The sequence below is a fragment of the Paraburkholderia caffeinilytica genome (assembly GCF_051027425.1).
GTDB classification, from domain to species: Bacteria; Pseudomonadota; Gammaproteobacteria; order Burkholderiales; family Burkholderiaceae; genus Paraburkholderia; species Paraburkholderia caffeinilytica_A.
In genome coordinates this window covers 3,110,038-3,135,320 of sequence record NZ_CP186552.1, presented here as the reverse complement: position 1 = coordinate 3,135,320, position 25,283 = coordinate 3,110,038, and the positions used below count along the sequence as shown (strand labels likewise).

Genomic DNA, 25,283 nt, shown 5'->3' with positions numbered 1-25,283 from the left:
CGCCCTATGCAATTGTCCGAACGACACCGCCGTCGACACGCAAGGAAGTGCCTGTTGTCGCCGACGCCTGCTCCGAGCAGACATAGACAACCAGGTTTGCGACTTCTTCGGTTGTCGCAAAGCGATTGAGGAGCGTGGTCGGGCGATTCGTTTTCAGGAACTGCTGCTCGGCTTCCTCACGCGTAATGCCTTGCGCATCTGCGTTCGCCTGCGCCCAACCACCCATGATCTCCGAATTCGTCGGACCAGGAAGAACCGAATTAACGGTGACGCCCGTTCCGCCTACCACCTCGGCCAAGCCCCTCGCAATGGCGAGTTGAGCGGTCTTGGTCGTGGCGTAGTCGATCATGTCCTTGGGGATGGCAAGCGCGGACTCGCTGCTGATGAAGACGACGCGTCCCCAGCCGCGCTTCGTCATGTTCGGCACATAGTGGCGGGAGGCGCGAATGCCGCTCATGACGTTAAGTTCGAAGAGATCGATCCACTCACGGTCCTCAATTTCGAAGAAGGACTTCCAACGCCCAGTCCCCACATTGTTGACGAGAATGTCCGCATCCGGCGCCTGAGCGAATAACTCCGCCGCGCCTTCCGGGGTCGCAAGATCGGCGATGACGCCAGTAAACTCCGTCTTTGGCAAGAGTTCGCGAAGCTCCCGAAGCGCCGTGGAGACGCGCTTCTCTGAGCGGCCGTTGATCACGACCGCGGCGCCTGCGCGCCCCAGCCCTTCTGCAATGGCTCGGCCGATACCCGCCGTTGACCCGGTAACGACGGCCTTGCGGCCCGTGAGATCGATATTCATGGCACCAGTCCTTCAGCGTGTGGAGAAAGCTGGATTGTGGGTGATGCCTGATCCTATGATAATAGCTTGAATTATAATAATATTAATTCCATGGTGGAATTAATATGGATCGATTTCACGAATTAAACGCCTTCATAGCCGTGGTTGAAGCAGGCGGTTTTACCGCCGCCGCGCGTCGAACCGGCGACTCACAGTCGGTCATCAGCAAGGCTATCGGCGCGCTCGAGAGACGCCTCGGGGTGGTGTTATTTAACCGAAGTACGCGCAGCGTGACCCTGACGGATCAAGGGCAGAGATACTACGACCGGGCAAAATTCGCGTGATGCGCGTGATGCGCGTGATGCGCGTGATGCGCGTGAAAAGCCTGATAGCTGACATTTTTTATGTCCGCTTCAGCCTTCGTCCGCGGGCTGTTGTCAGATCGGCGGCATGGTGCGCACGCGTTTTGCTTCTGTCTGAAACACCGGTATAAACCGGCGCTCAACGGGAGATGGCCATGTTCGACGTGATTCCTTACTGGATGTGGGCGGCGAGCTTGCTCGTCCTGGCACTTGTCTGCGGTGCGGCCTTGTCGCCGCGCGAGACGCGGCGGCCGGCGGCCCTGCGTGTCCGGCATACGGCTGCACAACGCACGAAATGGCCGTTCTCCTGATGTTCAACCTCGCTTTCGGCCTCGCTTCAAAGGCTTGAAGCGAGGCACCGCGGCCGCCGCGTGCGGCCGTATGTTACGTGACGTTACCCCGGTGACGTAACTCGCAGAACCCTTTCAGCCAACCTCCCCAGCCTGTTTTCATCGCAAAACAATCCAATAACAATCAATGGTTTGCGAACAATTTCTTGTGAATTTCCATAACTGGCACGCAAGCTGCTTTTAAAGACTCATGGGGCCGGATTCGTAACATCCGTCATGAGCTTGCGGCGAGTCTCGAAGCGGCGATTCCCAGACCCTTTCAGCACCGGCGAACGAACCGGTGCTTAGCCCGATGACGGCCTGCGCGCGTGGCGCGCGGCCTCGGTGGCCCCGTCGCCTATCCTCGTAGGGCGACGGTTTCGCCCGCACTCCAATGGAGTGCGGGCTATTTTTTTGGGTGTTCGGGATTGCGTCCCAGGCGGGTGCCGATGCGGCGAACGGTATAGGACGGGAAACGGCGACGCTGAAGGAGGGAAGCGTCGCCCGAAGATATATTCCGTGCCGGCGCGATTCTCGTCAGGGCGAGAACCGGGTTGCGCCGAACGTAGTGCGCGCGGCGGTTTTCAGGTGTCGGCGTGGCGCGGGCCGCTCCAGGGCAGGCGTTTAACCACGCCGGTGGCCAGCGCGGTGCCGACGAGAATCACGCCACAGCCTGCCAGCATGCCTGGCGACACGGTTTCGCTGAGAAATAGCGCACCCCACAGAATGCCGAAGATCGGGATCACGAAGGTCACCGTAATCGTACGTGCCGGCCCGATGACTGAGATCAGATGGAAGAACAGCATGTACGCGATGCCGGTACACGCGACGCCCAGGGCGATGACCGCGCCCCAGGCGTGCAGCGAGATCGGCGCAGCCGGCCAGTAGATTACGGCGAGCGGCAGCAGCACGATGGTGGCGCCGGTCATCGTGCCGGTCGCGACGGTCAACGCATCGACGCCGGTCAGGTGGCGCTTCGTGTAATTGGCGGCGATGCCGTACAGCAGCGTGGCGCCGAGCGCGGCAGCGGCCGCGAGCGCGGTGCTCAACGGCGTGGCGGCCGAACCGTCCGGCGCGGCGATCTGATCCCACACCAGCAACAGCACGCCGAGAAAGCCGATCACGAGACCGAGCGTGCGCAGCGCGCTCAGGCGGTCACGCAGCCATAGGAAGCCGACGAGTGCACCCCACAGCGGCGTGCTTGCATTGATGACGGACGTCACGCCCGCCGACAGCGTCAGTTCGGCATACGCGAACAGACAGAACGGCGCCGCCGAATTCAGGATACCGACCACGAGGAGCGGAAAGGCGCGCGTGCGCAGGATCGTCGCGGACTGACGCAACGGGCGCCGCGCGACCAGCACGACGGCGAGGAAAATCGCGCCGATGCCGACCCGCAACGCCATCAGCGGGGCGACGCCGAAGTCGGTCACGCCGACACGTATAAACAGAAACGAGGCGCCCCACAGGGCGGCCAGGATCAGCAATTGCAGCAAACTCTTGGTATTCATTGTCGTGGCGCCGCGCGCGGTTGAGTCGAGACGCCAGTGCATCGTAGCAGCGCGATTGCGCGAAACGTTTCAGGCTGGAGTGAAACGGCAAGATTCGGGAGATGAGCGGCGTCTGATAGCCGTCATCGTAAGTGCGGCTGGGCGGACTGCAAAACGAGCAATTCTCACGCTAATGTGAGAAAAATTACGATGAGATTGGGGTGGTTACTGATCGGGTCCAAGCCCGGTAAGCCAGGACCCTAGTGGAGGTGAATTATATTATGACAACTCAGCGGTGATCCCGGCCCATCGCGCAAGCTGCCGCTTCAAGGAATTAGCAGGTGCGTGCAGTCACGTCGATGGGCCAGGCGCGTCTCAGTGCGGAATCATCCCTTGCAGGACGTTCTGCTGCAGCCACACCAGCACGCCGAGGATCACCGTCAACAGAATCGAATGCTTGAAGGTCCTGGCGAAGACGACGCCTTCCTTGCCTTTGAGCTCGGTGGTCGCCACCCCGGTCGAGATGTTTTGCGGCGAGATCATCTTGCCCATCACGCCGCCCGACGAATTGGTCGCCGCCATCAGGATCGGGTTCAGGTTCAACTGATGAGCCGCCACCACCTGCAGGTTGCCGAACAGCGCGTTACCCGAGGTATCGCTGCCGGACAGGAACACCGCGACCCAGCCGAGGAACGCCGACACCAGCGGAAAGAACGGTCCGACCGACGCAGCACCGAGCCCAAGCGTATAGGTGAGCCCTGAGTAGTTCATCAGATAGGCGAGCGCGACGATGGTCGCCACCGTCAGAATGGCGATGCGCGTCTGGACCCACGTGTCGACAATGGCCTTGCCGAATTCGCTGATCCCCAGACCCGTCGCGAACGACGTGATGATGGCGGCGACCAGAATCGCCGTGCCGGTGGCGAGCGGCTGGAAGTCCCACACCGCACCGTACGGCGTGTTGTACAGGGTGATGTACACGGCCTTGTCGAGGCCCGGCCACGGCAGCTTGACGTCGCCGATCAGGAAGATTTTGGCGATGGTCCAGACGATCACCACCGCCGAGACGATGATCCACGGATACCAGCCCTGGGCGCCGCTGATCTTGCCGCGCACTTCGCCCACGCGGTCGATGTTGATCGCGAACTTTGGATCGACGGCGGGTTTCCAGACGCGCAGGAACGCAATCGTCAGGATCAGCGAGACCAGCGACGACAGCACGTCGGTCAAACTGTAGTTGACGTAATTCGCCGTGACGAACTGGGTCAGCGCGAAGCTCGCGCCGGACACCAGCAGTACCGGCCACACGCGCAGCATGTTGCGAAATCCCGCATACACGCCAATCACGTAGAACGGCAGCAGTAGGGCGAAGAACGGCAACTGCCGTCCGACCATCTTGGCGAGCGTGTCGGCCGGCAGGTGCGTGACCGCGCCGAGCACCGTGATCGGCACGCCCAGCGCGCCGAACGCGACCGGAGCGGTATTGAAGATCAGCGTAAACGTGAGGGCTTCGAGCGTGGGGAAGCCGAGCAGGATCAACAGCGAACTGGTGATCGCGACTGGCGTGCCGAAACCGGAGATCCCTTCGAATAGCGCTCCGAAAGAAAAACCGATCACGACCAGCACGACGCGCCTATCGTTCGGCAGGTTGTCGATCATCCACATCCGGAAGGCCGCGAAGCGGCCCGAGCGTTGCGAGATGTTGTAAAGCAGGATCGCGGCGAACACGATCCACATTACCGGCCAGCAGGCGAAGACCGCACCGTTGGCCACCGAAGCGAACGCGAGTCCGACCGGGAACTGCCAGACGAAAATCGCCACGATCAGGCCGACGATCAGCCCCGCGAGTGAAGCCTGCCAGGCCGGCCGGCGCGCCCAGCCAAGCAGTAACAGGACGACGACGATCGGTAGCGCGGCAACCAGAAACGACGGCAATAGCGCATTGCCGACTGGAGTGAGTAGTTGATGAAACATCACGTCTCCTTCGTTGTTGTTCGAAATCGACGCGGGACTACGCACTACGGGCGCGTCGCTCTGGCAGGACGGATGGGCGTCGGCGGAGCGTGCAGGACGCGCCGGGTCGCTTATTTAAACGAGTACTGCGTGTGGCTTCCCCAAGCATAGAGCCCGGTTGGAGCGCGTCAAGAAGGGAAACTACGGGCGGGGGGAGAAGGGCGCGCCGCGTCTTGCATGCCGGGAGCGTCGCGGGATGATGCGCGTGAGGCCAGTTCCGCGGGGCATGGCGCGTGCTGGCGGACACGCCGGTTTCGGGGAAGGCCGGGGCGCGAATGTTGTGTGGCAGGGGGCCCGTCCCGTGCGCCGATAGCGGCGGGCACGGGGCGGTCAAAGCAGGTCAGCGAGACTCAGTGCCAGTGTCCGTGGCCACCCCATCCGCCGCGGCCGCCCCAATAGCCGCCGAAACCGAAGCCGATGGAGACCGACGGGCCATACCAGCCCGGATAGCCGTAATAAGCCGGATAGACCGGCGGCGGATAGTAGACGGGATAGGCGGGCGCAACGTACACGGGCGGCTGGGCCACCGCGTAGGTGGGCGGTTGGGTTTGCGCATTGGCCCGCGCCTGCTGCGAGGCCTGGGCTTGCTGTTGTTGCGAGGTTGCCGGATCGTCGGCCGTGCCGACAGGGACTTCACGCTGAACGTCGGTGGCCGGGACCGTGCCGTAGGCGTAATACGGGTAGGCGCCCGGATAGTAGCCGTATGGGTAATAGCAGCCGGATAGCGTCAGTACGCAGACCGCGCCGGCAAACGCGATTCCAGTTTGGGAGAAACGGGGCAAGCCGCGCGGCAGCCGCTGGCTGAGTGTGCAAAGAGAATCGATGACGCGGGACTTCATGACGCGCTCCTGTTTACCATCGGACGCCGCCATCGGCGGGCGTAATGGCCTGAGCTTACGCCGCTGTGGCGCCAACAGGATTGCAAAACCGTAACGGCGTATTTCACCCCGTTGCAAAGCATTTTTCGCAGTAATCGGCGGGCATTCAGAGGCGCGGGCGCGACTCCGCAGATGGCCGATTTCGCGATCGCGTGCTTACATTCTGCCGGCATGTGGCATGTGGCATGTGGCATGTGGCATTTGGCATGCCGGTTTGCGCGGAAAGGCAAAAGCCCGCCAGAGGCGGGCTTCGATGCTGCAACGCAGTGAAGCGGAAGGTTCGAATGACGGGCGCGCACGTCTGCGCCCGCGATCCGTACGTTACTGCCGCTGATAAATTTCAGCGCCTTTCTTCATGAACTCGATCGACTTCACTTCCATGCCTTTCTTCAGCGCTTCGTCGTCGGTGACGCCCTGTTGCGCCGCGAATTCGCGCACGTCCTGGGTGATCTTCATCGAGCAGAAGTGCGGACCGCACATCGAACAGAAGTGCGCGACCTTGGCCGAATCCTTCGGCAGCGTTTCGTCGTGGAATTCGCGTGCCTTGTCCGGATCGAGACCGAGATTGAACTGGTCTTCCCAACGGAATTCGAAACGCGCCTTCGACAACGCATTGTCACGCACCTGCGCGCCCGGATGGCCCTTCGCCAGATCGGCGGCGTGCGCGGCGAGCTTGTACGTGATGATGCCGGTCTTGACGTCGTCCTTGTTCGGCAGCCCAAGGTGTTCCTTCGGCGTGACGTAGCAGAGCATTGCCGTGCCGAACCAGCCGATCATTGCCGCGCCGATGCCCGAGGTGATGTGGTCGTAGCCCGGTGCGATGTCGGTCGTCAACGGTCCCAGCGTGTAGAACGGTGCTTCGTCACACCATTCCAGTTGCAGGTCCATGTTTTCCTTGATCAGTTGCATCGGCACGTGGCCTGGGCCTTCGATCATGGTCTGCACGTCGTGCTTCCACGCGATCTGCGTGAGTTCGCCGAGCGTCTTCAACTCGCCGAGTTGCGCTTCGTCGTTGGCATCGTAGATCGAGCCGGGACGCAGACCGTCGCCGAGCGAGAAGGCCACGTCATACGCCTTCATGATTTCGCAGATGTCTTCGAAGTGCTCGTACAGGAAGCTTTCCTTGTGGTGAGCCAGACACCACTTCGCCATGATCGAGCCGCCGCGCGAGACGATACCGGTCATGCGCTTGGCCGTCAGCGGCACGTATTGCAGACGCACGCCCGCGTGAATCGTGAAGTAGTCGACGCCTTGCTCGGCCTGTTCGATCAGCGTGTCGCGGAAGATTTCCCACGTCAGGTCTTCTGCCTTGCCGTTGACCTTTTCCAAAGCCTGATAGATCGGCACCGTGCCGATCGGCACCGGGCTGTTACGGATGATCCACTCGCGCGTTTCGTGAATGTGCTTGCCGGTGGACAGATCCATCACCGTGTCGCCGCCCCAGCGGATCGCCCAGGTCATCTTGTCAACTTCTTCACCGATCGACGAGGTCACGGCCGAGTTGCCGATGTTCGCATTCACCTTCACGAGGAAGTTACGGCCGATGATCATCGGCTCGCTTTCCGGGTGGTTGATGTTGTTCGGGATGATCGCGCGGCCGCGTGCCACTTCTTCGCGCACGAATTCCGCGGTGATTTCCTTCAGGCCGTCGGGACCGAAGGCGCTCGCGCCGAACGCCTGGCCCGGATGCTGACGGCCCATCATTGCGGCGAGCTTTTCGCCGTTCGGACCGCTCGTCTTCAGCGTCTCCAGATACGCGGCGCGCTGCTGGTTCTCGCGAATCGCGATGTATTCCATCTCCGGCGTGATGATGCCTTTGCGCGCGTAGTGCATCTGCGAGACGTTCTTGCCGACGATGGCGCGGCGCGGCGTGCGATGCAGGCCTTTGAAACGCAGATCGGCGGTTGCGGTATCGGCGGCGCGTTCGCGGCTGAAGTCGCTCGAGAGGCCCGTCAGCGCTTCGGTGTCGCCGCGCTCTTCGATCCAGGTTTGACGCAGCGCGGGCAGACCGGCGCGGATGTCGATTTTGGCTTCCGGATCGGAGTAGGGGCCCGACGTATCGTAGACATAGACCGGCGGATTCTTCTCGCCGCCGAAGCTGTCCGGCGTATCCGCCTGGGAAACTTCGCGCATCGGCACGCGGATATCGGGGCGCGAGCCGGTCACGTAGACCTTGCGGGAATTCGGCAGCGGCGCGACAGCGGCGGCATCGACGTGAGCGTCGGCGGAAAGGAACTTCGGATTGGCGTTCATGCGTTATCTCCTGATGTGGGGCCGCTAAGCAGGAGACGAGACGGAAGTTGTCGGAAATCGCGAGAGATGAAACGGTAGACCAGGTGCGAAATCCGTACGCTTCCCTGCGCTGGCATTATCCAGATCAGGTTCAAAGGGTATTTCTCACCCACGCAACACGGACCTCCAACCTCCGCGCTACGCAGGACCCCCGCGTTAGCAGCGCACACGATACACCGCCCGGGCGTTGCTTGGCAACCCGTCTTGAAAAAGTCAGATGTTAGAGATAACGCCGGTCAGCCACGCACTATTCTTGTTGTGATAGGGCTGCCGGGAATGATGCGGCGCAGCAGTACTGCGTCGCGCGCGTGCTTGCGAGTGGGCCTGCGAGTGGGCCTGCGCGTGTGCCTGCGAATGCGCCTGCGCGTATGTCTGCGAGTGTGCCTCGTCTACAGCGTGAAATTGTCGGCGGCTTCGGGCTGGAACAGGATCTTGTCGAGCTTCAGGACTTTCTCCGTGCCGCTCGGCGGTGTGAAGCGGATGCGTTCGCCGCGTTTGGCGCCGAGCAACGCGAGGCCGACCGGCGAGAACACGTTCAGGCGGCCCTGGGCGAAATCCGCATTGGGCGGATAGACGACCGTCCAGGTCATCTGCTCGCCGCTGGTTTCGTCGATCAACGTGGCTTGCGAATTCATCGTGACGACATTCGCGGGAATGTCGCGCGATTCGACAATCACGGCACGCTCGAGCACATCGTCGAGCATGTCCTGCCATCTGGCGTCGGCGCCGGGCGCGGCCGAGTGCTTTTCAAGACGGGCGACGTCGAGTTCGGTGAGGTAACAGGGTTTCGTCTTTTTCATGACGGGTTCTCCAATTGATCTGCATGTCAGGGAATGGCGTACGGATGAGATCAGCCCGGAGCCCGACGACGTGGCTCCGATGATGGAGGAAGCAACGTCAGATCGGGCGCCGGGCGGCGGGAAGCGGGAGCGTTCGGGACGGCTGGCCGGCGTGAGGCGCCGCGACGTCCGCGCGTGCGCAACCGGTTGCGCGGCGGGGGCGCAAGCGGGTGAGGGCACGGGAGAACGGAGGACGCATGAGGGTAGCCGGCAGGAAGCGAAAGGTCTTGGGATAAGCGCCGGAAAGAAAACTGGATCGACGCAATCGAAAGGTGAATGTTAGCACGGGCCCGGCACCCCCGGCGTCTCCTTAGCTGCTGCCGGGCGGTGCCGTGTGCGCAGGCTGTGGCGCGTCTTTTTCGCACCGGGCCGTTCAAGGCCGCCGTGGCGCTGCCGTTAATCCACCTGTAGGGGCGGCCGTTGCCCAGTCGAGCGACTGGCGGTGGGTGGCGCGTCAACGACGTGATGCGGATCGGGACGGCTTAAGGAGAGGTGCCCATGAAAACGGGACGAGTGCGGTTTGGGGCGCTCAGCGCAGGTGTGGCGACGGTGGCGCTGGCTGTATCGCCGATGCCGGCGGTGGCGGCGAGTGGTGGAACGATCAGCTTTTCAGGAGCGATCGTGGCGCCGCAACTGACGATTTCGGCGGCTCCGGCTGGGGTAGTTGCCGACGCTGCCGGCGGACGGCTAGCGCGAACAGGTTCGGCGGTCACGCTAACCTTTAGCGCTTCGCCGGGCGTCGCGACGGGCGCCGATGTCGCCCTTCAGGTGAACGACGGCGCGACGGCGGCGCGTAATGGTAACGCGCTGACTGAGCGTTTTGTCGATAGCGGTGGACGTGTCTTTCGGGCCGCTAGCGATGGACACTACCGGGTCGGCCGCGATGGCGGGGTGTTGTCGCTTGCACCGAAGAATGCGGCGCTGGATACCCGCGTGACGGTTGTCGTTAGTTACGATTGAGGCACCTCTGCGGGCCGGGCCGGGGCGCATGGGGACGCGCCCTGAAGGTGGACAGACGCCCCGCGAGCGCCAACAGCGTGGAACAGGCATGGAACGGTCGCGGCCGTAGCCGGCCGACACAAACCAAAATAAAAATCAGAACTGGCTGTCATAAGCGGGCTCGTGGATCGACAAACGTGCAGATCCTGATGAGAGCACGCCATGCAAACCGCACGAACCCACCGGGCCCACCGGCCTTTCGCCCGCGCAATCGCGTTAGCCGTCGCGCTGACTACCCTGTCAGCCAGCGGCCTCGCCGCCGCTGCCGGCGCCGTATGCGCGTCGCACAGCCCGTCCCACCGCGTAGCGCTGGTGGAGCTCTACAGCAGCGAAGGCTGCAGCAGTTGCCCGCCCGCGGACAACTGGCTGAGCCAGTGGAAAAACAGCGGCGCAACTCAAAGCATCGTGCCGTTGGCCTTGCACGTGGACTACTGGAATAGCCTCGGCTGGACCGACCGCTTTTCGCAGCATCGCTTTACCGAACGTCAGCAAGCCCTCACCGACCTCGCCGGCGGCCACACCATCTACACGCCCGAAATCTTCGTATCCGGCCGCGAGCTGCGTAGCTGGTCGCAGCGCGACAGTTTCCAGAGCCGCATCGGCAAGGTTGTCGCCGAACCGGCGCAGGCAAACGTGGCGCTTGAACTGAAGCCCCACGCGAAGGGCGCCTTCAATGTGGATGCGCAATTCACCAGCAAGGCGAGGGACGCCACAGGTCCGCTGAATGCCTACGTCGCCGTCTATCAGAACGCGTTGAACTCGCAGGTCGGAGCTGGTGAAAACAGCGGCGCAACGCTGCATCACGAACGCGTCGTGCGGCAATGGATCGGCCCCGTGCCGCTGGTTGCCGGTAACGCGCAAATCCGCCGCGATATCCGCATCGACGACGCCGATGCCAACGCCCCGGCTGACAACTTCGGCGTCGTCGCGTTCGTCGAAAACGCCGCGACCGGCGACGTGCTGCAAGTGGGCGAACTCGCCGCCTGCAATTGACCGCGCGACGCAACCCAGCGCCCCATTTCACCGGAGACTCTCATGGCAACGCCTCATGCTCTCAGCAAAACCGCTCCGCCCGTCACGCCGAAGAGCGGCACGATTCATCCGGTGTGGGTGCGCATCACGCATTGGCTCAATGCACTCGCGGCCATCCTGATGATGCTGTCCGGCTGGCGCATCTATGACGCGTCGCCGATCTTCAAAGACTTTACGTTCCCCACCGGGATCACGCTCGGCGGCTGGCTCGGCGGCGCGCTGCAATGGCACTTCGCGGCGATGTGGCTGCTGGTATTCAACGGCCTGCTGTATCTCGCGCTGAACCTGGTGAGCGGGCGTTTCGTGCGCAAGTTTCTGCCGGTTTCGCCGCGCGCCGTGCTGCGCGACTTCATCGCCGCATTGACCGGCAAGCTCTCGCACGCCGATCTGCGCGTCTACAACGCGGTGCAGAAATTCGCTTACCTGTTTGTCGTCTGCGATCTGATCGTGCTGGTGCTCTCGGGTCTCGCGATCTGGAAATCGGTGCAGTTTCCGCTGCTGCGCGAACTGATGGGCGGTTACGACAACGCGCGCATCGTCCACTTCTGCGCCATGTCGCTGATGGCTGCGTTCATCGCCGTGCATCTGGTGATGGTGGCGCTCGTGCCGCGCTCGCTGCTCGCCATGCTGCGTGGACGCTAAATCGTGGACACACCAAGACACGGATACGCAAAGCTTAAGGATATCGAATCATGACCAAGCCCGATTCAAGACCTGATCGAAAGCTCGCTGCTATGTCTGGCAATAAGCTCGACCGCGAGTCGATCCTGATCGACGCACGGCGCGAACTCGCGATGCCGTCGCGGCGCCTGTTCGGCAAGCGGCTTCTGACGCTCGGCGGCCTGTCGATGCTGACAGGCTGCTCGCTCACCGACAACGATTCGGTCAACGCATTCCTGACGGCCGTGTCGCGCCTGAACGACCGCGCGCAAGCCGCCCTGTTCGATCCGAAGCAACTTGCGCCGACCTACACCGAAGCGCAGATCACGCGGCCATTTCCGTTCAACGCGTTCTACGGTATCGACGACGTCCCCGATGTCGACGCCTCCGACTACAAGCTGAAGATCAGCGGCCTCGTCACCGGTCAGCGTGTCTGGACCTTGCCCGAGCTGTACGCGCTGCCGCATGCCGAGCAGATCACGCGCCATATCTGCGTGGAAGGGTGGAGCGCGATCGGCCGCTGGGGCGGTACGCCGTTTGCCGATTTTCTGCGGCGCATCGGTGCGGACACGAGCGCGAAGTACGTCGGTTTCAAATGCGCCGACGACTACTACGAAAGCATCGACATGCCGACCGCGCTGCATCCGCAAACGCTCCTGACCTTCGAATACGACGGCGAGAGATTGCCCGCGAAATACGGCTTCCCAATGAAGCTGCGCATGCCGACCAAGCTCGGCTACAAGAATCCGAAGCACATCGTCGAGATGTTCGTCACCAACACGTATCCCGGCGGCTATTGGGTCGACCAGGGCTACAACTGGTTCGGAGGCTCCTGACGCGCGCGGGTCGGCGCGTGCAAAGACGGACGCGCGACCCCGGGCGGCAGAAGCTTCGGAAGTACCCCGGCGTCAATGAGATGCCGGTTCAGATTGATCCATAACGAAACCGAAACGGAGTTTTCCCATGAAAAAGTTCGCAATCGCAGCAATGGCCGTCGCCCTCCTGACCAGCGGCGGTGCCGCGTTCGCCCAGGCAAGCGGCGCAATGTCCAACGACGCGATGTCCAAGGACACCATGTCGAAGGATTCGATGTCCAAAGACACCATGTCGAAAGACAGCATGAAGAAGGACGCGATGAAGCACGACAAGATGAAAAAGAGCGGCGACGCGATGGGCATGAAGCACGAAGCGTCGGGCGCGATGGCCAACTGAGCGATGCCGGCAATGCCGGTTGCATAGCTTCAACGCCGGCATCACAGGCGGCTCAAAAGCCGGGGAAACGTCCCCGGCTTTTTTGTTGCATGTACGCAAAAAAGTTACGATTCTTTCAGCCGACGCGGTGGGCGCTTACTGCATAATGCGATGCGCGCCAAACTTTGGGCGTGTGTCAGCCGTGGATCGATTTCTATCGACCGCCGCGGCGTTGTGGCCCCATTGGCCATCGATCGTCCTTCTGCTCCACCGACATGTCCGCCAGCCTCGCCCGTCAGACCGCATCGCCGATGCGGTGTCCGCCATCCCGACACCGGGTTTTCAGCGGGGGCGTGGCACCTCGAGCGGCATGGGCGGGGTGAACGCATGGCGCCGCAACTTCCCAGCCGCTTTTCGCGTGGTTCTTCGCGTGGTTTTCCAATCCGTTTGCCGCAGTCCCGCAATGGACAGATCGCGCTCGCGCTAGCCGTCGTCTATCTCGTATGGGGCTCGACCTATCTCGCCGTGCACGTCGCGCTCGGTTCGTTTCCGCCGCTGCTGCTCTCGGGGCTGCGCAATCTGTTTGCCGGCATAGGGCTTTTCATCTTCGCGGTGCGCCGCAATCCGGCTTGGCCGAGCGCGGGTGAAATTCGCAATGCAGGTATTGTCGGCACGATGCTGGTCGGCTTGTCGAGCGGCATGCTGGCTTACGGTATGCGCACGGTCGGCACGGGCACGGCGGCCGTGATGGTGGCGACCGTGCCGCTGTTCGCGACGGTGATCGCGGCGGTGGCGGGGCGCAAGATCGGCCGAGGCGAGTGGTTCGCGGTCGGTCTCGGACTGGTGGGCATCGCGATCCTGAGTCACGGCGATAGCGCGCCGGGATCGGCCGGCGGCAGCCTGGCGATACTGTGCGGTGCGCTTTTCTGGGCGGGTGGCGCGCATCTGGCCAGCCGGTTGAAACTGCCGTCGGACCTGTTTCTATCGACGTCGTTGCAGATCGGCCTCGGCGGCGCGATGTCGACGATGGTCGCCTGGGTATCGGGCGAGCGGATGATGGAGGTGCATTTTCTGCCGGTGCTGGCGTTCGTCTACCTGATGCTGATCGGGACGATGGCCGCCTATGTTGCGTATGGTTTTCTGATCCGGCATACGAGTCCGATCATCGCCAGCAGTTGCATGTACGTGAATCCGGTCGTCGCGGTGGCGCTCGGCGCGTTGTTGCTCGGCGAGCCGGTTACGCATTCGACGGTGATCGCGACGATCGTGATTCTGGCCAGCGTGGGCCTGTCTTTCTGGTTCGATTACCGGAAGAAGGGACTTGCCTGAGGTGGGCGGCGGCTTGCTGGCCGCTGTCCGTCGCACTCCGGTACTTGGTCTGCACGTTCCACCGCTTCCGCGTGCGGCGAGTACCTGCGCTCGCCGTTGCTTCAGAGCGTGGTGACCACCTCTGTACTCCGCCGCTTTAGAGCGCCGCCGCCACCTCAGCACCTTCGCGAATCGCGCGTTTCGCATCCAGTTCGGTCGCGACTTTCGCGCCCCCGATCAGGTGATAGCGCGGACCTTTCGTACCGTTTGCCTTATCCGCAGCCCGCGCTGCCGCCTCCGGGTGCAGATCGCGCAACGATTCCTGCCCCGCGCACACGACGATCGTATCCACCTCGAGCCATTCCTCGACACCTTCACGCGCAATCTTCAAACCGCGCTCGCCAATCTCCAGATACGACACGCCGCCGAGCATCTTCACGCCGTTTCTCGCCAGCGTCGCGCGATGCACCCAGCCCGAGGTTTTGCCGAGCCCCATGCCAAGCTTGCCGGCCTTGCGTTGCAGCAACCAGATCTCGCGGAACGGCTGCGCCGGCGCCGGCGCTTTCAAACCGCCGCGCTCCCGCACGGTGAGATCGACCCCCCATTCGTCGAGCCAGGCATCGCGCGGCATCGGCAGTGGATCGCCGGGACGATGCAGCAAAAACTCGCTGACGTCGAAGCCGATCCCGCCCGCGCCGATCACCGCGACGCGGCGTCCCACCGGCGCGCCGCGCAGCACGTCCACATAAGAGCGCACATTGGCCCCGTCGATGCCCGGGATCGCCGGGCTCCGCGGCACGATGCCCGTGGCGATGATCACATCGTCGTAACGGCCTGCTGCGAGCAGCGCCGGATCGACGCGCGTTTCGAGCCGCACGTCGACGCGATGGCGCTGCAACTGGCTCTGAAAATAGCGGATCGTTTCGCTGAACTCTTCCTTGCCCGGCACGCGCATCGCCAGATTGAACTGGCCGCCGATGGTTGCACCCGCATCGAACAGGGTCACGCGATGTCCGCGCGACGCCGCAACGGTGGCCGCGGAAAGTCCCGCCGGCCCCGCGCCGACCACGGCAACCGAACGCGCCGCCTGCGGGCTTGAAACCGGCTGATAGATCAATTCGGTCTCGCGTCCCGCACGCGGATTCACGAGGCAACTCGCGCGCTGGTTCTTGAACGTGTGATCGAGGCAGGCCTGATTGCAGGCGATGCAGGTGTTGATTTCGTGCGCGCGCCCTTCGGCGGCCTTCAGCACGAACTCGGGGTCGGCTAGCAGCGGTCTCGCCATCGAAACCAGATCGCCCGCTCCCTGGGCGAGCAGTTCCTCTGCGACCTCGGGCGTATTGATGCGGTTCGACACGATCACCGGCACCTTGACCGCGGCCTTCAGCCGCGCGCTCAGCGCCGCGAAGGCCGCCCGCGGCACCGACGTCACGATGGTCGGCACCCGTGCCTCATGCCAGCCGATTCCCGTGTTGAACATCGTGACGCCGGCGGCTTCGAGCGCCTGAGCCACCTGTACGGTTTCCTCCCACGTGTTGCCGCCTTCGACCAGATCGATCAGCGAGAGACGGTACACCACGATAAAGCGTTCGCCGCACACCGCGCGTACCTGCTCGACAATCTCGCGCGCGAGCCGCATGCGGTTCTCGATGCTGCCACCGTAACGGTCGCTGCGACGGTTCGTGCGAGGACACAGGAACTGGTTGAGCAGATAGCCTTCGCTGCCCATGATCTCGATGCCGTCGTACCCGGCGCGCTGGGCGAGGCGTGCACAGCGTGCATAGTCGCGCACGGTCCGCGCAATCCCGGCTTCGGTGAGTGCGCGCGGTTTGAACTTCGAGATCGGCGATCTGAGCGCCGACGCCGACACCACGAACGGCTGGTACCCATAGCGGCCCGCATGCAGGATCTGCAACGCGATCTTGCCGCCTTCGGCATGCACGGCTCCGGTCAGCAGACGGTGATTGCGCAGATCGAACACCGAGTTCAGCGTGCCGCCGAAGGGCAGCAACCAGCCTTGCCGGTTCGGCGAGATGCCGCCCGTGACGATCAGGCCGACGCCGCCTCTCGCGCGCTCGCGGAAATACTCGGCCAGTTTCGGGTAATTCCAGAAACGGTCCTCCATGCCGGTGTGCATCGAACCCATCACCACGCGGTTGCGCAAGCGGGTGAAGCCGAGGTCGAGTTCGGCGAGTAAGTGGTGGTAGGACATGCGGGGGACCGTGTAAGTGTGGGTTGTGCGCGAACGATACACCGCGGAACGCGCCAACCCGCCGAGGAAAAATTCTAATCCGCGCAACCCGCTGGCCCGTCAGACATGTTTCCGGTGTCAGAGGCTGTCTCGAACCTCGCAGCACACGTGTTGCAGAGCCAGATCGCGCCGGGGCAGATCCATCTGCTGATTGCACAGAAAGGCAACGCCCGCACGCCGGGCATCGAGCGGTCGAACACACTGACGGGTCGATCAGCTCGCGAACTCGCAGGCGTGCATAGCATGCGATCGATACGATAAGAAAAGCCCGCCGCGATTTCCCGCGGCGGGCTTGTGGCGAATCCTGCATTGCAAGGCGCCGCGCGGCGCTTTGCAGCCGATTGCTTATTGCTGGCCTACTTGGCTTGATCGGCCGAATTCGTGATGGCGTTGCCACCCTTCGAAATATCCTGCCCGACCCCCGCCATCGTGTTGCAACCCGCGAGCGCGGTCATCCCTGCAATGAGAAGCAAAGCGATTAGTCGATTCATGAGAGTTCTCCTTGTCGATAATGCATTGGTTGACGTGCTCATGTTTTACGGCACGCGCTAGCCCGGCCAGCTTTCGTCTGACCGGGGCTTACGCCAGTCGATCCAGTCTGATTGCCTGTTAAACAGGACGGCGGCAGTGCTATCAATTGCGCTGCGATCCTATTGTAAGCGTGCAGCGGTGTTTGCGTCGTCGGCGTAGACGTGCCGTCCCGCACAGGGGCAACGCTAATAGACAACCAGCCAATCAAGGAAAGGCCAACACCGCAGGCGTATCACCAAAGCGTTGCGCAGGCAAAAACCTATCGCTTAACTGCAGCAGGGAGCCTCAAATGATTCCATGCCGCCAGCCCGGCAAAACCAAACCCGGCAACACTCACGCCCACCCAACCAAACGCCGGCCAAACCGCCGCGCCGACCCCGGACCCGACAGCACCGCCAATAAAATACGCCACCATGTAAACCGTATTCACGCGACTCCGCGCCTCAGGCTTCAACGCATAAATCCGTGACTGATTGGAGATCTGCGCAGCCTGCACACCGATATCGAGGATGATGACGCCGATCACCAATCCGGCGATACTCTTCGCCGACACGGCAAAGACAACAAACGCAATCGCCACCAGCACGATCGACATCGTGATGATCGCCCGTGGCCCGCGCCGGTCGGAAAACTTGCCGGCGAGCGGCGCGGCCATCGCCCCTGCCGCGCCGACGATCCCAAACAGGCCGGCCGCCTGCGGCCCAAGATGAAACGGTGCGCCCGCCAGCAATAACGCCAGCACCGACCAGAAAATGCTGAACGCCGCGAACATTGCCGCGCCGGTCAACGACGCTTCACGCAGTGCGCGATGCTCGACCACCAGGTGCCACATCGAGACCAGCAGCTTGCCGTACGGCAACGTCGACGTCGGCTTGCTCTTCGGCAGACGCATGATGATCACCACCGCCAGCACCAGCAACGCGACGACCGAAGCGCCGAACACCGCGCGCCAGCCGAAATACTCCGCGACAATGCCCGCTGCGGTCCGTGCCAGCAAAATCCCGAGCAACAGTCCGCTCATCACGGTGCCGACGGCATGGCCACGCTCCGTTGGCGGCGCGAGTTCGGCCGCGAACGGCACCGCCTGCTGCGCGATGGTGGCGAGTACGCCGATCGCCAGGCTCGCGACAATCAGCACGGACAGCGTCGGCGCGGCGGACGCGATCACCAGCGCGATACACATGCCGACGATCTGCAACAGGATCAGGCGGCGTCGATCGAAGCGGTCGCCGAGCGGCGCCAGCAACAGCATCCCGGCCGCGTAACCGAGCTGTGTCACGGCCGGCACCGCGCCGACCCACGACGCGCTGTTCGGAAACGACTGCCGGAAATCGTCGAGCAGCGGCTGGTTGTAGTAAATGTTGGCGACTGCCACGCCGGCAATCGTCGCGAGCAGAAGCAGCAAGCCGCGCAACGACCGGTCGGCGGAAGCGGGAGTGGAAGCGTCGGATGTGGACATGAGGGGGGACTGTCGATGGACCGGCCCATGCGCGGTCCTCAAGCGTGCCGATCATACCGGAGCGGGAAGGATCGTGCTGACGGTGAGGCATGCGCTCTGAAGCGCTACATGAGCGTAAAGGCAATGCCGGCGCGAGGCCGGTGCCGCGCAACGGGAAGCGGTAACGCCAGCCGGAGCCTGGCGCTCCCCGGCAGGCCTCGCAGACAAAATGAGATGGTCGTTCGGTTTTCGTTCGTAGAATCGGCGCGCGCAACACGATCCATCACATGACCGATTTCATGAACACATCCTCGACACCCGAACCCCGACGAGTCAGCGGCTGGCTGCTCATCGTCCTGATCTGCTTCGCCGCATGGGCAGTCTCAACCGCAGTCGCATTGCGCGATCCGCTCAAGCTCATGCTCGAATGGGAATTGCTGGCGGTATTCGTGCGTCCTGAAACGCACGGCTGGTATCGCACCGTGATCGCGATGGTCGGATTCGACGTGATCATCGGGTCGTTCATCGTTGCCGGCGCGGGCTGGCTGGCGCTGCTCGCGCGGCGCAAATCGGCGCGCTTCCCGATGCAGGTGCAGACGTGGCTGGTGGCTGTTGTCGTCATGCGTACCGTCGCCTATCTGCTCGGCGACCACATGACCCGCACCATTGGCATCGACATTGCCATCCCGTTCGATGGCTTCGTTCAGGCTGTTATCGCCGCCGCGCTCGGAATACCGTATTTCAGACTGTCCCGGCGCGTAGCGCAAACTTTCGTCGCCCTCTGAACCGGCGAGGCGACACCGTCAATCGATCAAGTCGCCTTCCGGCTCGTAAAACGGATACGGCCCATCGGCCTTATCGACATACGCATGATGCGTGACGATGCCCGTTGCCGGATCGTAGCGATGCAGCGCATACGCAGGCGGCTCCATCACGAACGCGGACGGCGCATCGTCGCGCAAGTCGAGCCCGACCTGATGCGCGGGCGCCGGCACTGCCGACGCGATCGTGCCGCCAAACCGCACGAACATCGGCCGATGCACATGGCCGCAGATCACCCGCTCCACATTCGGATAGCGCGCGATCAACGTGGCGAGCTTGTCGGCGGCCGCGGGATCGAGCCGCAATTCATCCATATGCCCGATTCCGCAGACGAACGGCGGATGATGCAACGCCACCACCGTCGGCTTGCCCTGCGCCGCATCGAGTTGCGTCTCGAGCCAGGCGAGACGCGCATCGCACAGATGGCCGGCGCTTTGTCCCGGCACCATCGAATCGAGCGCGATTATGCGCAGCGGTCCTACATCGACCGCGTATTGAACGAACTCGCCGCCACTGCGCAATTCGTTGCGATCGGGAAACGCCGCGCGCAACGCGGCCCGTTCGTCGTGATTGCCCACCAGCAGGAAGTAGGGGATTTCGAGCCGTGCGAGCAGCGTCTTGAGGTGCTCGTACTGTTCCGGATCGCCTTGATCGACGAGGTCGCCGGTCATGATCACAGCATCGGGACGCGGCTCCAACTCATTGAGCGCGGCGACAGTGCGCGCGAGATAGGCACCGGTGTCGACGCGGCGGTAAGCCAGCGCGCCGGGCCGTTTGATATGCAGGTCGCTAATTTGAGCCAACAGCATGGGGAGATCCTTTTTTATGGCGCGCTAAAAACACAGCGCTGCCTCATTACGATAGCGCAATCAGCGCGTCCTGCGCGATCGAAATCCCGACCGGTGTGCCGCGTGCAAGTTCTACCCGGCCCGCGACGTCGATCAGCAAGGCGTCCGGCGCGGCGCCGCCGATTGTCAGCCGGGTGCGTTCGCCCAGAAATGCCGTGCTTTCGATATTGCCGCGCAATTGGGCGCTGGCCGGGTCGGCCAGATACGCGTCTTCAGGGCGGAAGAAAATTTCGTGTGCCGCGCTGGCGTTTGCGGGACCTGAGGGCAGCGGTACGGCGCCGCCGGTTGTCGTCAGCAGACCATCGCGCCGCTCGCCCGCCAGCCGGTTGATTGTGCCGACGAATTGCGCGACGGTGCGATTCGCCGGGCGGTAGTAAATATCACGTGGAGAGCCGATCTGTTCGATGCGCCCCGCGCTCATCACGACAATGCGGTCGCCCAACTCCATCGCTTCGGCCTGATCGTGCGTCACGTAGACGGTCGTGATGCCCAGTTCGCGCAGCAGCGTATTCATCTCGCTGCGCAAGGTGTCGCGCAAACGCGCATCAAGTGCGGTCAGCGGTTCGTCGAGCAGCAGCACACGAGGTTGCACGGCGAGTGCGCGCGCGAGAGCGACGCGCTGACGCTGGCCGCCCGAAAGCTGATCGATGGGTTTGTCCGCGTGCGCGGTGAGACGCATCATCGCGAGCAATTCGTCGACGCGTTGCCGTGCGGTTTCAGCCGGCACGCGTTTGATCTTCAGTCCGTAGCCGATATTGCCGCGCACGGTCAGGTTCGGAAACAGCGCGTAGCTCTGGAACACCATGCCGACCTGGCGTTTTTCGATCGGCAGCGCGGTGACGTCTTCGTCGCCGAATGCGATGCTGCCACCGGCGTCAGGTGTCTCCAGGCCCGCGATCATGCGTAATGTAGTGGTCTTGCCGCAACCGGACGGGCCGAGCAGCACCAGCGTCTCGCCGGCGCCGATGTGCAGATCGAGCGGTTCGAGCACGCGCGTGCCACGAAACGTTTTTGCGCATTGCGTGAGCGTGATGGGAACGGAGTCGAGTTTCATGGCGTGGACGTCGGTATAGGCTTTGAACGGGCGGCAGCGCTGCGCTTTTTCCCCGCGCTGCGCTGGCCGGTCGCATCGACGCCGAGCCATTGCATCGCGACGAGCAGCGGCATCGTCATGATGAAAAACAGAATCGTGTAGGCGCTGCCGATCTCGATGCGTAACGACGCATAGGTGTCGGCGAGGCCGACCGGCAGCGTCTTGGTGTCGGGCGTGTGCAGCATCCACGTCAGGTTGAATTCGCCGATCGAGAGCGTCAGCACAGCCAGTGCGCCCGCGACGATTCCCGGCCGCGCATTCGGCAGCACGATCGTGATGAAGCGCTGAAAGAAGCTCGCGCCGAGGCTCGCCGCGCCTTCTTCGAGCGTGCGCAGATCGCTGCTCGCGCACACCGCAGCGACCGCGCGAACCATGAACGGCAGCGTGAACACCACATGCCCGACGACGATAAACGCGACGCTCATGCGAAACATCGTGAAGCCGCCGTAGACCACCAGCAGCGCAAGTGCGGAAGCGAGACCGGGCAGGGCGATCGGCAGCACCAGAAATTCTTCGATGATGCGTGAGAGCCGTGTCTTGCTGCGTGCCAGCACGTACCCGGCCGGCACGCCGGTCAGCAGCGTGATCAACAAGGTCGCCGCCGCCACTTCGAGCGAGAGAAATACCGAATCGTGATACTGCGTCCACACTTCGCCGAGCCAGCGCAGCGTGAGTCCGCTCGATACGCCTTTGAAGTAGTTGACCGTGAGCCCGGCCATGATCGACATCACAACCGGCACGATCAGAAAAGCGCATAGCAGCAGCGTAACGAACCACTGTCCGGCTGCGAGCCACGTGCGTGAGGTGGGCAGCCTGAACCGCTGCGCGCGCGGCCTGGCGGCCTGTTTGACTGGAGCAGTGACGGAATTCATCGAAGTCTTGTCATCGGGTTGGGACACACCGCTCATGCGCTTGCCGCCACAGCGGAGCCGCTCACACTGCGAGCCAGCGCCAGCACGGCCCATGTCACGATGCCGAGCACGATCGAGAGACCCGCGGCCGTCACCATGTTCGCGTTGAGCGTGAACTCGGTGTAGATGGTCATCGGCAATACGTCGATGTCGGTGGCCAGCGTGAAGGCGGTGCCGAAGGCGCCCATCGCGGTCGCGAAACATACCGCGCCCGCGGCGATCAAACCTGGCGACAACGCGGGCAACACGATGTCGCGCGTAATGCGCCACGGCGATGCACCGAGCGAACGCGCGGCTTCTTCGAGCGAGGCATCGAGCTTGGTTGCCGAGGCCATCACCGTGACGATCACGCGAGGAATCGAGAAGTACAGATAGCCGAGAAACAGGCCGCTCATCGAGTAGGCGAACACCCAGCGGTCGCCGGTCAGTTTCAGCGACAACGCGCCGATCAAACCCTGGCGTCCGGCCAGCATGATCACCATGAAGCCGACCACGACGCCAGGGAATGCCAACGGAAACGTCAGCAGCGCGAGCAGCGTGCGCTTGAGCGGAAACTCACGGCGCGCCAGCAGCAAACCGGCGATGACCGAGAGTACCAGCGTCGTCGCCGTGACCGCTGCGGACAACACGACGGTCGAGCCGAGGCTCGACATGTAGCGCGGATTCGTCAGCATCGCGCGATAGGTCGCGAACGCGTGGCCGTCGCCGCTGATTTGCGCGAGCGCGCCCATCGGCAACAGCCAGAAGGCGATAAAAACCGCCAGCGCCGGCGCGATCAAGGCGATGCGCCAGCGCAGCGGGAACGTGACGTCGTTCAATGCATCACCTGTAGATAACGCTCGCCGAAGCTCGACTGCTTCTCGGCCATTTTGCCGAAGTCGACCGGTTTGGCGCGGGCATAGTCGCTTGCGGGCAGGAATTTGGCGGCGGTTTCCGGGCTCATCGCGTTGGCGCGTACCGGACGCAGATAGGCGTCGGCCCACAGTTTCTGGCCTTCGTCAGACAGCACGAAATCGAGCACCTTCTTGCCGTTTGCTTCATGCGGCGCGCCCTTCACGAGACTCATCACGTACGGCACCGAGATCGTGCCTTCCTTCGGAATCACAAATTCGACGTTGGCGTGATCCTTGTATTTTGCGCGGTAGGCGTCGAAGTCGTAGTCGAGCAGGATCGGGATTTCACCGGACATCACGCGCGCATAGGCGGTCTGCTTCGGCACGATCGGCGCGTTGGCTTTCAGCTTGCGGAACCAGTCGAGGCCCGGCTCGAAGTTGTCGAGCGTGCCGCCGAGCGCCTGATTCACCGCGACCGCGCCGGCATAGCCGACAAATGCGCTCGACGGATCGAGGTAGCCGATCATGCCTTTGTACTCAGGCTTCAGAAGATCGGCCCACGAGCGCGGCACCGGCTTGCCTTCCAGCGCATCCTTATTGACGAAAAAGCCCAGCGTGCCCGAGTGGATCGTGAACCAGTAGCCTTGCGGGTCCTTCATGTTCGCGGGGATGTCGTCCCAGTGCGCGGGCTTGTATGGCTGAATGACGCCCTTGTCCTTCGCCTGGAACGCCGACGACACACCGAGATACACCACGTCCGCGACGGGGCTCTTCTGCTCGGCCATCAGTTGCGCGATCGACTGGCCGGAGTTCTTGTTGTCGAACGGCACGCGGATGCCGGTCTTTTGCTGGATCGCCTTGATCTGGCTTGCCCAGTCGGCCCATTCGGGCGGGCAGTTGTAGCAGATCGCGGTTTCGTCGGCGTGGGCCGCTTGTGGCGCGAGGGCGGCGAGGGCCGCGGTGACGATCATGCCGGCCGAGAGCGCGGTAGCCGCGGTGCGGGCGACGCGGCGCCAGAGCGGTTTGATCGATGAAGCAAAGCGTGTTGAAGAGCGGATCACTGCGGGTCTCCTGGAGCGGAAGAGAGCGGGTGGTTCGGGGTTCGAATTGAATGCTGATGCAAACGGCCAGACAAGCGGCCAGACAAGCGACTAGGCAAACGGTTTCTCGGTTGCCGCCGACGTTTCCGTGCGGTTCGAAATCGCCGCGATGGTGGCGCCTTCGCGCAGGCTGTGCGGCAACGTCAGCGTGAGCGACGTTTCACCTAATGTTTCGTAGCTACCGGTGACGCGCGCCAGCAAACGCTGCCACGCGGCGCAGCCGATCTCGCGATTCGGCGCACAGATACTTGCCAGCGGCGGCGACAGCAATTCGCCCATGGCGAGTCCGTCGAAGCCGAGAATCGACATGTCGTGCGGAATCTGCATACGCGCACGGCGCAGACCGCGCATCACGACCATGGCGAGCAGATCGTTGCTGCAGAAAAGGGCGGTGGGGCGGTTCGCGCCGCTGGTCAGATGGGCCAGCACGGACGGCGACAGTTCGTCGGCGTTGAAATCCACCTCGAGCGCGGGCGCGGGGGTGAGCCCGGCTTGCTGCATCGCCTGCGCGTAGCCGAGATGCCGCTGACGGGCGCGGTCCGAGGCGGCGAGCGTTCCCGCGAGCATCAGGATGCGGCGATGGCCGTGCGCAATCAGCATGCGTACGCCATCGAACGCGGCGAGACGGTTGTCGACCGAGACCGACGGACGCCGCACCGTGTCGTTATGCATCAGCACATAGAGCAGGCCGGCGCGGTCGAGCTCGTCGAGCAGCGGATGCGTGTCGGCATCGGCGACGGTCAGGATCAGGCCTTCCACGCGATGTTCACGCAGCGTTTCGATGGCGTGGCGTTCGCGGTCGGCATCGTACTGGGTGGTCATCAGCATGAGCCGGTAGCCCTGCGCCGCGGCGAGCTCGTCGATACCTTGCAGGCATTCGGCGAACACGGGGTTGGCGAGCGTCGGCAGGATCACGCCGATGAGGCGCGTGCGCTCGCCGCGCAGTTGCCGGCCTAGCGGACTGGGGCGGAAGTTAAGGGCGTCGATGGACTGACGCACCTTGTCGAGCGTGACTGGGTTCACGGTATGCGGCGCGTTGATGGCGCGCGAGACCGTAGCGATGGAAAAGCCCGCGTGGGCGGCGACATCTTTGATCGTTGGGATCATCGTTTCCGCTCAGGTTGTAAACGTTTTCGTGAGCGGATTATCGGGAAGCTTTGTGACTCCCGGATGACTCCGGGTTGTGCGCCTGCGGAGCGGGCGGCGGGACGGCCTGCGGCTGGATTGCGCCGGTTTGGTGCGCCCGCCCGGCAATGGTAGAATTCGCGTCCACAAGCAGTTCCGA

24 protein-coding genes and 1 riboswitch are annotated in these 25,283 nt (G+C 63.1%); of the genes, 9 read left to right on the top strand and 15 right to left on the bottom strand.

Going from position 1 to position 25,283, the window contains the following annotated elements; all coding sequences use genetic code 11:
* Positions 1-4: 4 nt before the first annotated feature.
* Entirely contained in the window at positions 5-799 is a 795-nt protein-coding gene (locus ACOSV0_RS13765; RefSeq protein WP_434106704.1) for an SDR family NAD(P)-dependent oxidoreductase, read from the bottom strand.
* Positions 800-903: 104 nt separating this feature from the next.
* Here ACOSV0_RS13765 and ACOSV0_RS13760 point away from each other — a divergent pair, with 104 nt between their 5' ends.
* A complete protein-coding gene (locus ACOSV0_RS13760; protein WP_434106703.1) occupies positions 904-1,122 on the top strand; it encodes a LysR family transcriptional regulator in 219 nt (72 codons plus the stop codon).
* Between the two features lie 173 nt (positions 1,123-1,295).
* Complete coding sequence (locus tag ACOSV0_RS13755; RefSeq protein WP_434106702.1) at positions 1,296-1,451, top strand: hypothetical protein; 156 nt, start codon at positions 1,296-1,298, stop codon at positions 1,449-1,451.
* 602 nt (positions 1,452-2,053) lie between these two features.
* Here ACOSV0_RS13755 and ACOSV0_RS13750 read toward each other — a convergent pair.
* The 5 genes from ACOSV0_RS13750 to ACOSV0_RS13730 all read right to left on the bottom strand — a co-directional run bounded on the left by ACOSV0_RS13750 (position 2,054) and on the right by ACOSV0_RS13730 (position 8,942).
* On the bottom strand, positions 2,054-2,980 hold the full coding sequence (locus ACOSV0_RS13750) for a DMT family transporter (RefSeq protein ID WP_434106701.1): 927 nt from the start codon (positions 2,978-2,980) through the stop codon (positions 2,054-2,056).
* A 354-nt stretch (positions 2,981-3,334) separates the two neighbouring features.
* The gene (locus tag ACOSV0_RS13745; RefSeq protein WP_434106700.1) at positions 3,335-4,933 is read right to left on the bottom strand and encodes an L-lactate permease; all 1,599 of its coding nucleotides are present in this window, start codon (positions 4,931-4,933) and stop codon (positions 3,335-3,337) included.
* Between the two features lie 389 nt (positions 4,934-5,322).
* Positions 5,323-5,811 carry a hypothetical protein gene (locus ACOSV0_RS13740; protein ID WP_434106699.1) on the bottom strand — a complete coding sequence of 163 codons (489 nt, stop codon included), beginning with the start codon at positions 5,809-5,811 and terminating at the stop codon, positions 5,323-5,325.
* 360 nt (positions 5,812-6,171) lie between these two features.
* Positions 6,172-8,103, bottom strand: a complete 1,932-nt coding sequence (gene thiC, locus ACOSV0_RS13735; protein ID WP_434106698.1) for a phosphomethylpyrimidine synthase ThiC — start codon at positions 8,101-8,103, stop codon at positions 6,172-6,174.
* A gap of 83 nt (positions 8,104-8,186) precedes the next feature.
* A riboswitch (TPP riboswitch) is annotated at positions 8,187-8,305 on the bottom strand.
* 226 nt (positions 8,306-8,531) lie between these two features.
* A complete protein-coding gene (locus ACOSV0_RS13730) occupies positions 8,532-8,942 on the bottom strand; it encodes a GreA/GreB family elongation factor (protein WP_434106697.1) in 411 nt (136 codons plus the stop codon).
* A gap of 537 nt (positions 8,943-9,479) precedes the next feature.
* On the opposite strand from ACOSV0_RS13730, the gene ACOSV0_RS13725 reads away from it, so the two are divergent.
* The 6 genes from ACOSV0_RS13725 to ACOSV0_RS13700 all read left to right on the top strand — a co-directional run bounded on the left by ACOSV0_RS13725 (position 9,480) and on the right by ACOSV0_RS13700 (position 14,192).
* A complete protein-coding gene (locus ACOSV0_RS13725; RefSeq protein WP_434106696.1) occupies positions 9,480-9,941 on the top strand; it encodes a hypothetical protein in 462 nt (153 codons plus the stop codon).
* A 201-nt stretch (positions 9,942-10,142) separates the two neighbouring features.
* A complete protein-coding gene (locus ACOSV0_RS13720; RefSeq protein ID WP_434106695.1) occupies positions 10,143-10,973 on the top strand; it encodes a DUF1223 domain-containing protein in 831 nt (276 codons plus the stop codon).
* 42 nt (positions 10,974-11,015) lie between these two features.
* Complete coding sequence (locus tag ACOSV0_RS13715) at positions 11,016-11,654, top strand: cytochrome b/b6 domain-containing protein (protein ID WP_434106694.1); 639 nt, start codon at positions 11,016-11,018, stop codon at positions 11,652-11,654.
* A gap of 92 nt (positions 11,655-11,746) precedes the next feature.
* Entirely contained in the window at positions 11,747-12,508 is a 762-nt protein-coding gene (locus ACOSV0_RS13710) for a molybdopterin-dependent oxidoreductase (protein WP_434106693.1), read from the top strand.
* 127 nt (positions 12,509-12,635) lie between these two features.
* The gene (locus ACOSV0_RS13705; protein ID WP_120344511.1) at positions 12,636-12,884 is read left to right on the top strand and encodes a pentapeptide MXKDX repeat protein; all 249 of its coding nucleotides are present in this window, start codon (positions 12,636-12,638) and stop codon (positions 12,882-12,884) included.
* Between the two features lie 366 nt (positions 12,885-13,250).
* Positions 13,251-14,192: an EamA family transporter gene (locus ACOSV0_RS13700; protein WP_434106692.1), complete on the top strand. Its 942-nt coding sequence runs from the start codon at positions 13,251-13,253 to the stop codon at positions 14,190-14,192.
* 136 nt (positions 14,193-14,328) lie between these two features.
* Here the strand turns inward: ACOSV0_RS13700 and ACOSV0_RS13695 are convergent, their stop codons facing one another.
* From ACOSV0_RS13695 to ACOSV0_RS13685, 3 genes are all read right to left on the bottom strand, one after another.
* Positions 14,329-16,383 (bottom strand): FAD-dependent oxidoreductase, encoded by a 2,055-nt coding sequence (locus ACOSV0_RS13695; protein WP_434106691.1) that lies wholly within the window; start codon positions 16,381-16,383, stop codon positions 14,329-14,331.
* 395 nt (positions 16,384-16,778) lie between these two features.
* Positions 16,779-16,913: an entericidin A/B family lipoprotein gene (locus tag ACOSV0_RS13690; protein WP_154559099.1), complete on the bottom strand. Its 135-nt coding sequence runs from the start codon at positions 16,911-16,913 to the stop codon at positions 16,779-16,781.
* A 299-nt stretch (positions 16,914-17,212) separates the two neighbouring features.
* Complete coding sequence (locus ACOSV0_RS13685; protein WP_434106690.1) at positions 17,213-18,412, bottom strand: MFS transporter; 1,200 nt, start codon at positions 18,410-18,412, stop codon at positions 17,213-17,215.
* Between the two features lie 278 nt (positions 18,413-18,690).
* Here ACOSV0_RS13685 and ACOSV0_RS13680 point away from each other — a divergent pair, with 278 nt between their 5' ends.
* A complete protein-coding gene (locus ACOSV0_RS13680) occupies positions 18,691-19,176 on the top strand; it encodes a DUF2569 domain-containing protein (RefSeq protein ID WP_434106689.1) in 486 nt (161 codons plus the stop codon).
* A gap of 18 nt (positions 19,177-19,194) precedes the next feature.
* Here ACOSV0_RS13680 and ACOSV0_RS13675 read toward each other — a convergent pair whose 3' ends face one another.
* The 6 genes from ACOSV0_RS13675 to ACOSV0_RS13650 all read right to left on the bottom strand — a co-directional run bounded on the left by ACOSV0_RS13675 (position 19,195) and on the right by ACOSV0_RS13650 (position 25,105).
* Positions 19,195-20,022: a phosphodiesterase gene (locus ACOSV0_RS13675; protein WP_434106688.1), complete on the bottom strand. Its 828-nt coding sequence runs from the start codon at positions 20,020-20,022 to the stop codon at positions 19,195-19,197.
* A 46-nt stretch (positions 20,023-20,068) separates the two neighbouring features.
* Positions 20,069-21,115 carry an ABC transporter ATP-binding protein gene (locus tag ACOSV0_RS13670; protein ID WP_434106687.1) on the bottom strand — a complete coding sequence of 349 codons (1,047 nt, stop codon included), beginning with the start codon at positions 21,113-21,115 and terminating at the stop codon, positions 20,069-20,071.
* Positions 21,112-22,026, bottom strand: a complete 915-nt coding sequence (locus tag ACOSV0_RS13665; protein ID WP_434106686.1) for an ABC transporter permease — start codon at positions 22,024-22,026, stop codon at positions 21,112-21,114. Before ACOSV0_RS13665 ends, ACOSV0_RS13670 begins: the two co-directional genes overlap by 4 nt.
* A 32-nt stretch (positions 22,027-22,058) precedes the next feature.
* Positions 22,059-22,883 carry an ABC transporter permease gene (locus ACOSV0_RS13660; protein ID WP_434106685.1) on the bottom strand — a complete coding sequence of 275 codons (825 nt, stop codon included), beginning with the start codon at positions 22,881-22,883 and terminating at the stop codon, positions 22,059-22,061.
* Complete coding sequence (locus ACOSV0_RS13655) at positions 22,880-23,959, bottom strand: ABC transporter substrate-binding protein (RefSeq protein WP_434106684.1); 1,080 nt, start codon at positions 23,957-23,959, stop codon at positions 22,880-22,882. The genes ACOSV0_RS13660 and ACOSV0_RS13655 overlap by 4 nt, the downstream gene beginning before the upstream one ends.
* A gap of 90 nt (positions 23,960-24,049) precedes the next feature.
* Complete coding sequence (locus ACOSV0_RS13650) at positions 24,050-25,105, bottom strand: LacI family DNA-binding transcriptional regulator (protein WP_434106683.1); 1,056 nt, start codon at positions 25,103-25,105, stop codon at positions 24,050-24,052.
* Between the last annotated feature and the right edge of the window lie 178 nt (positions 25,106-25,283).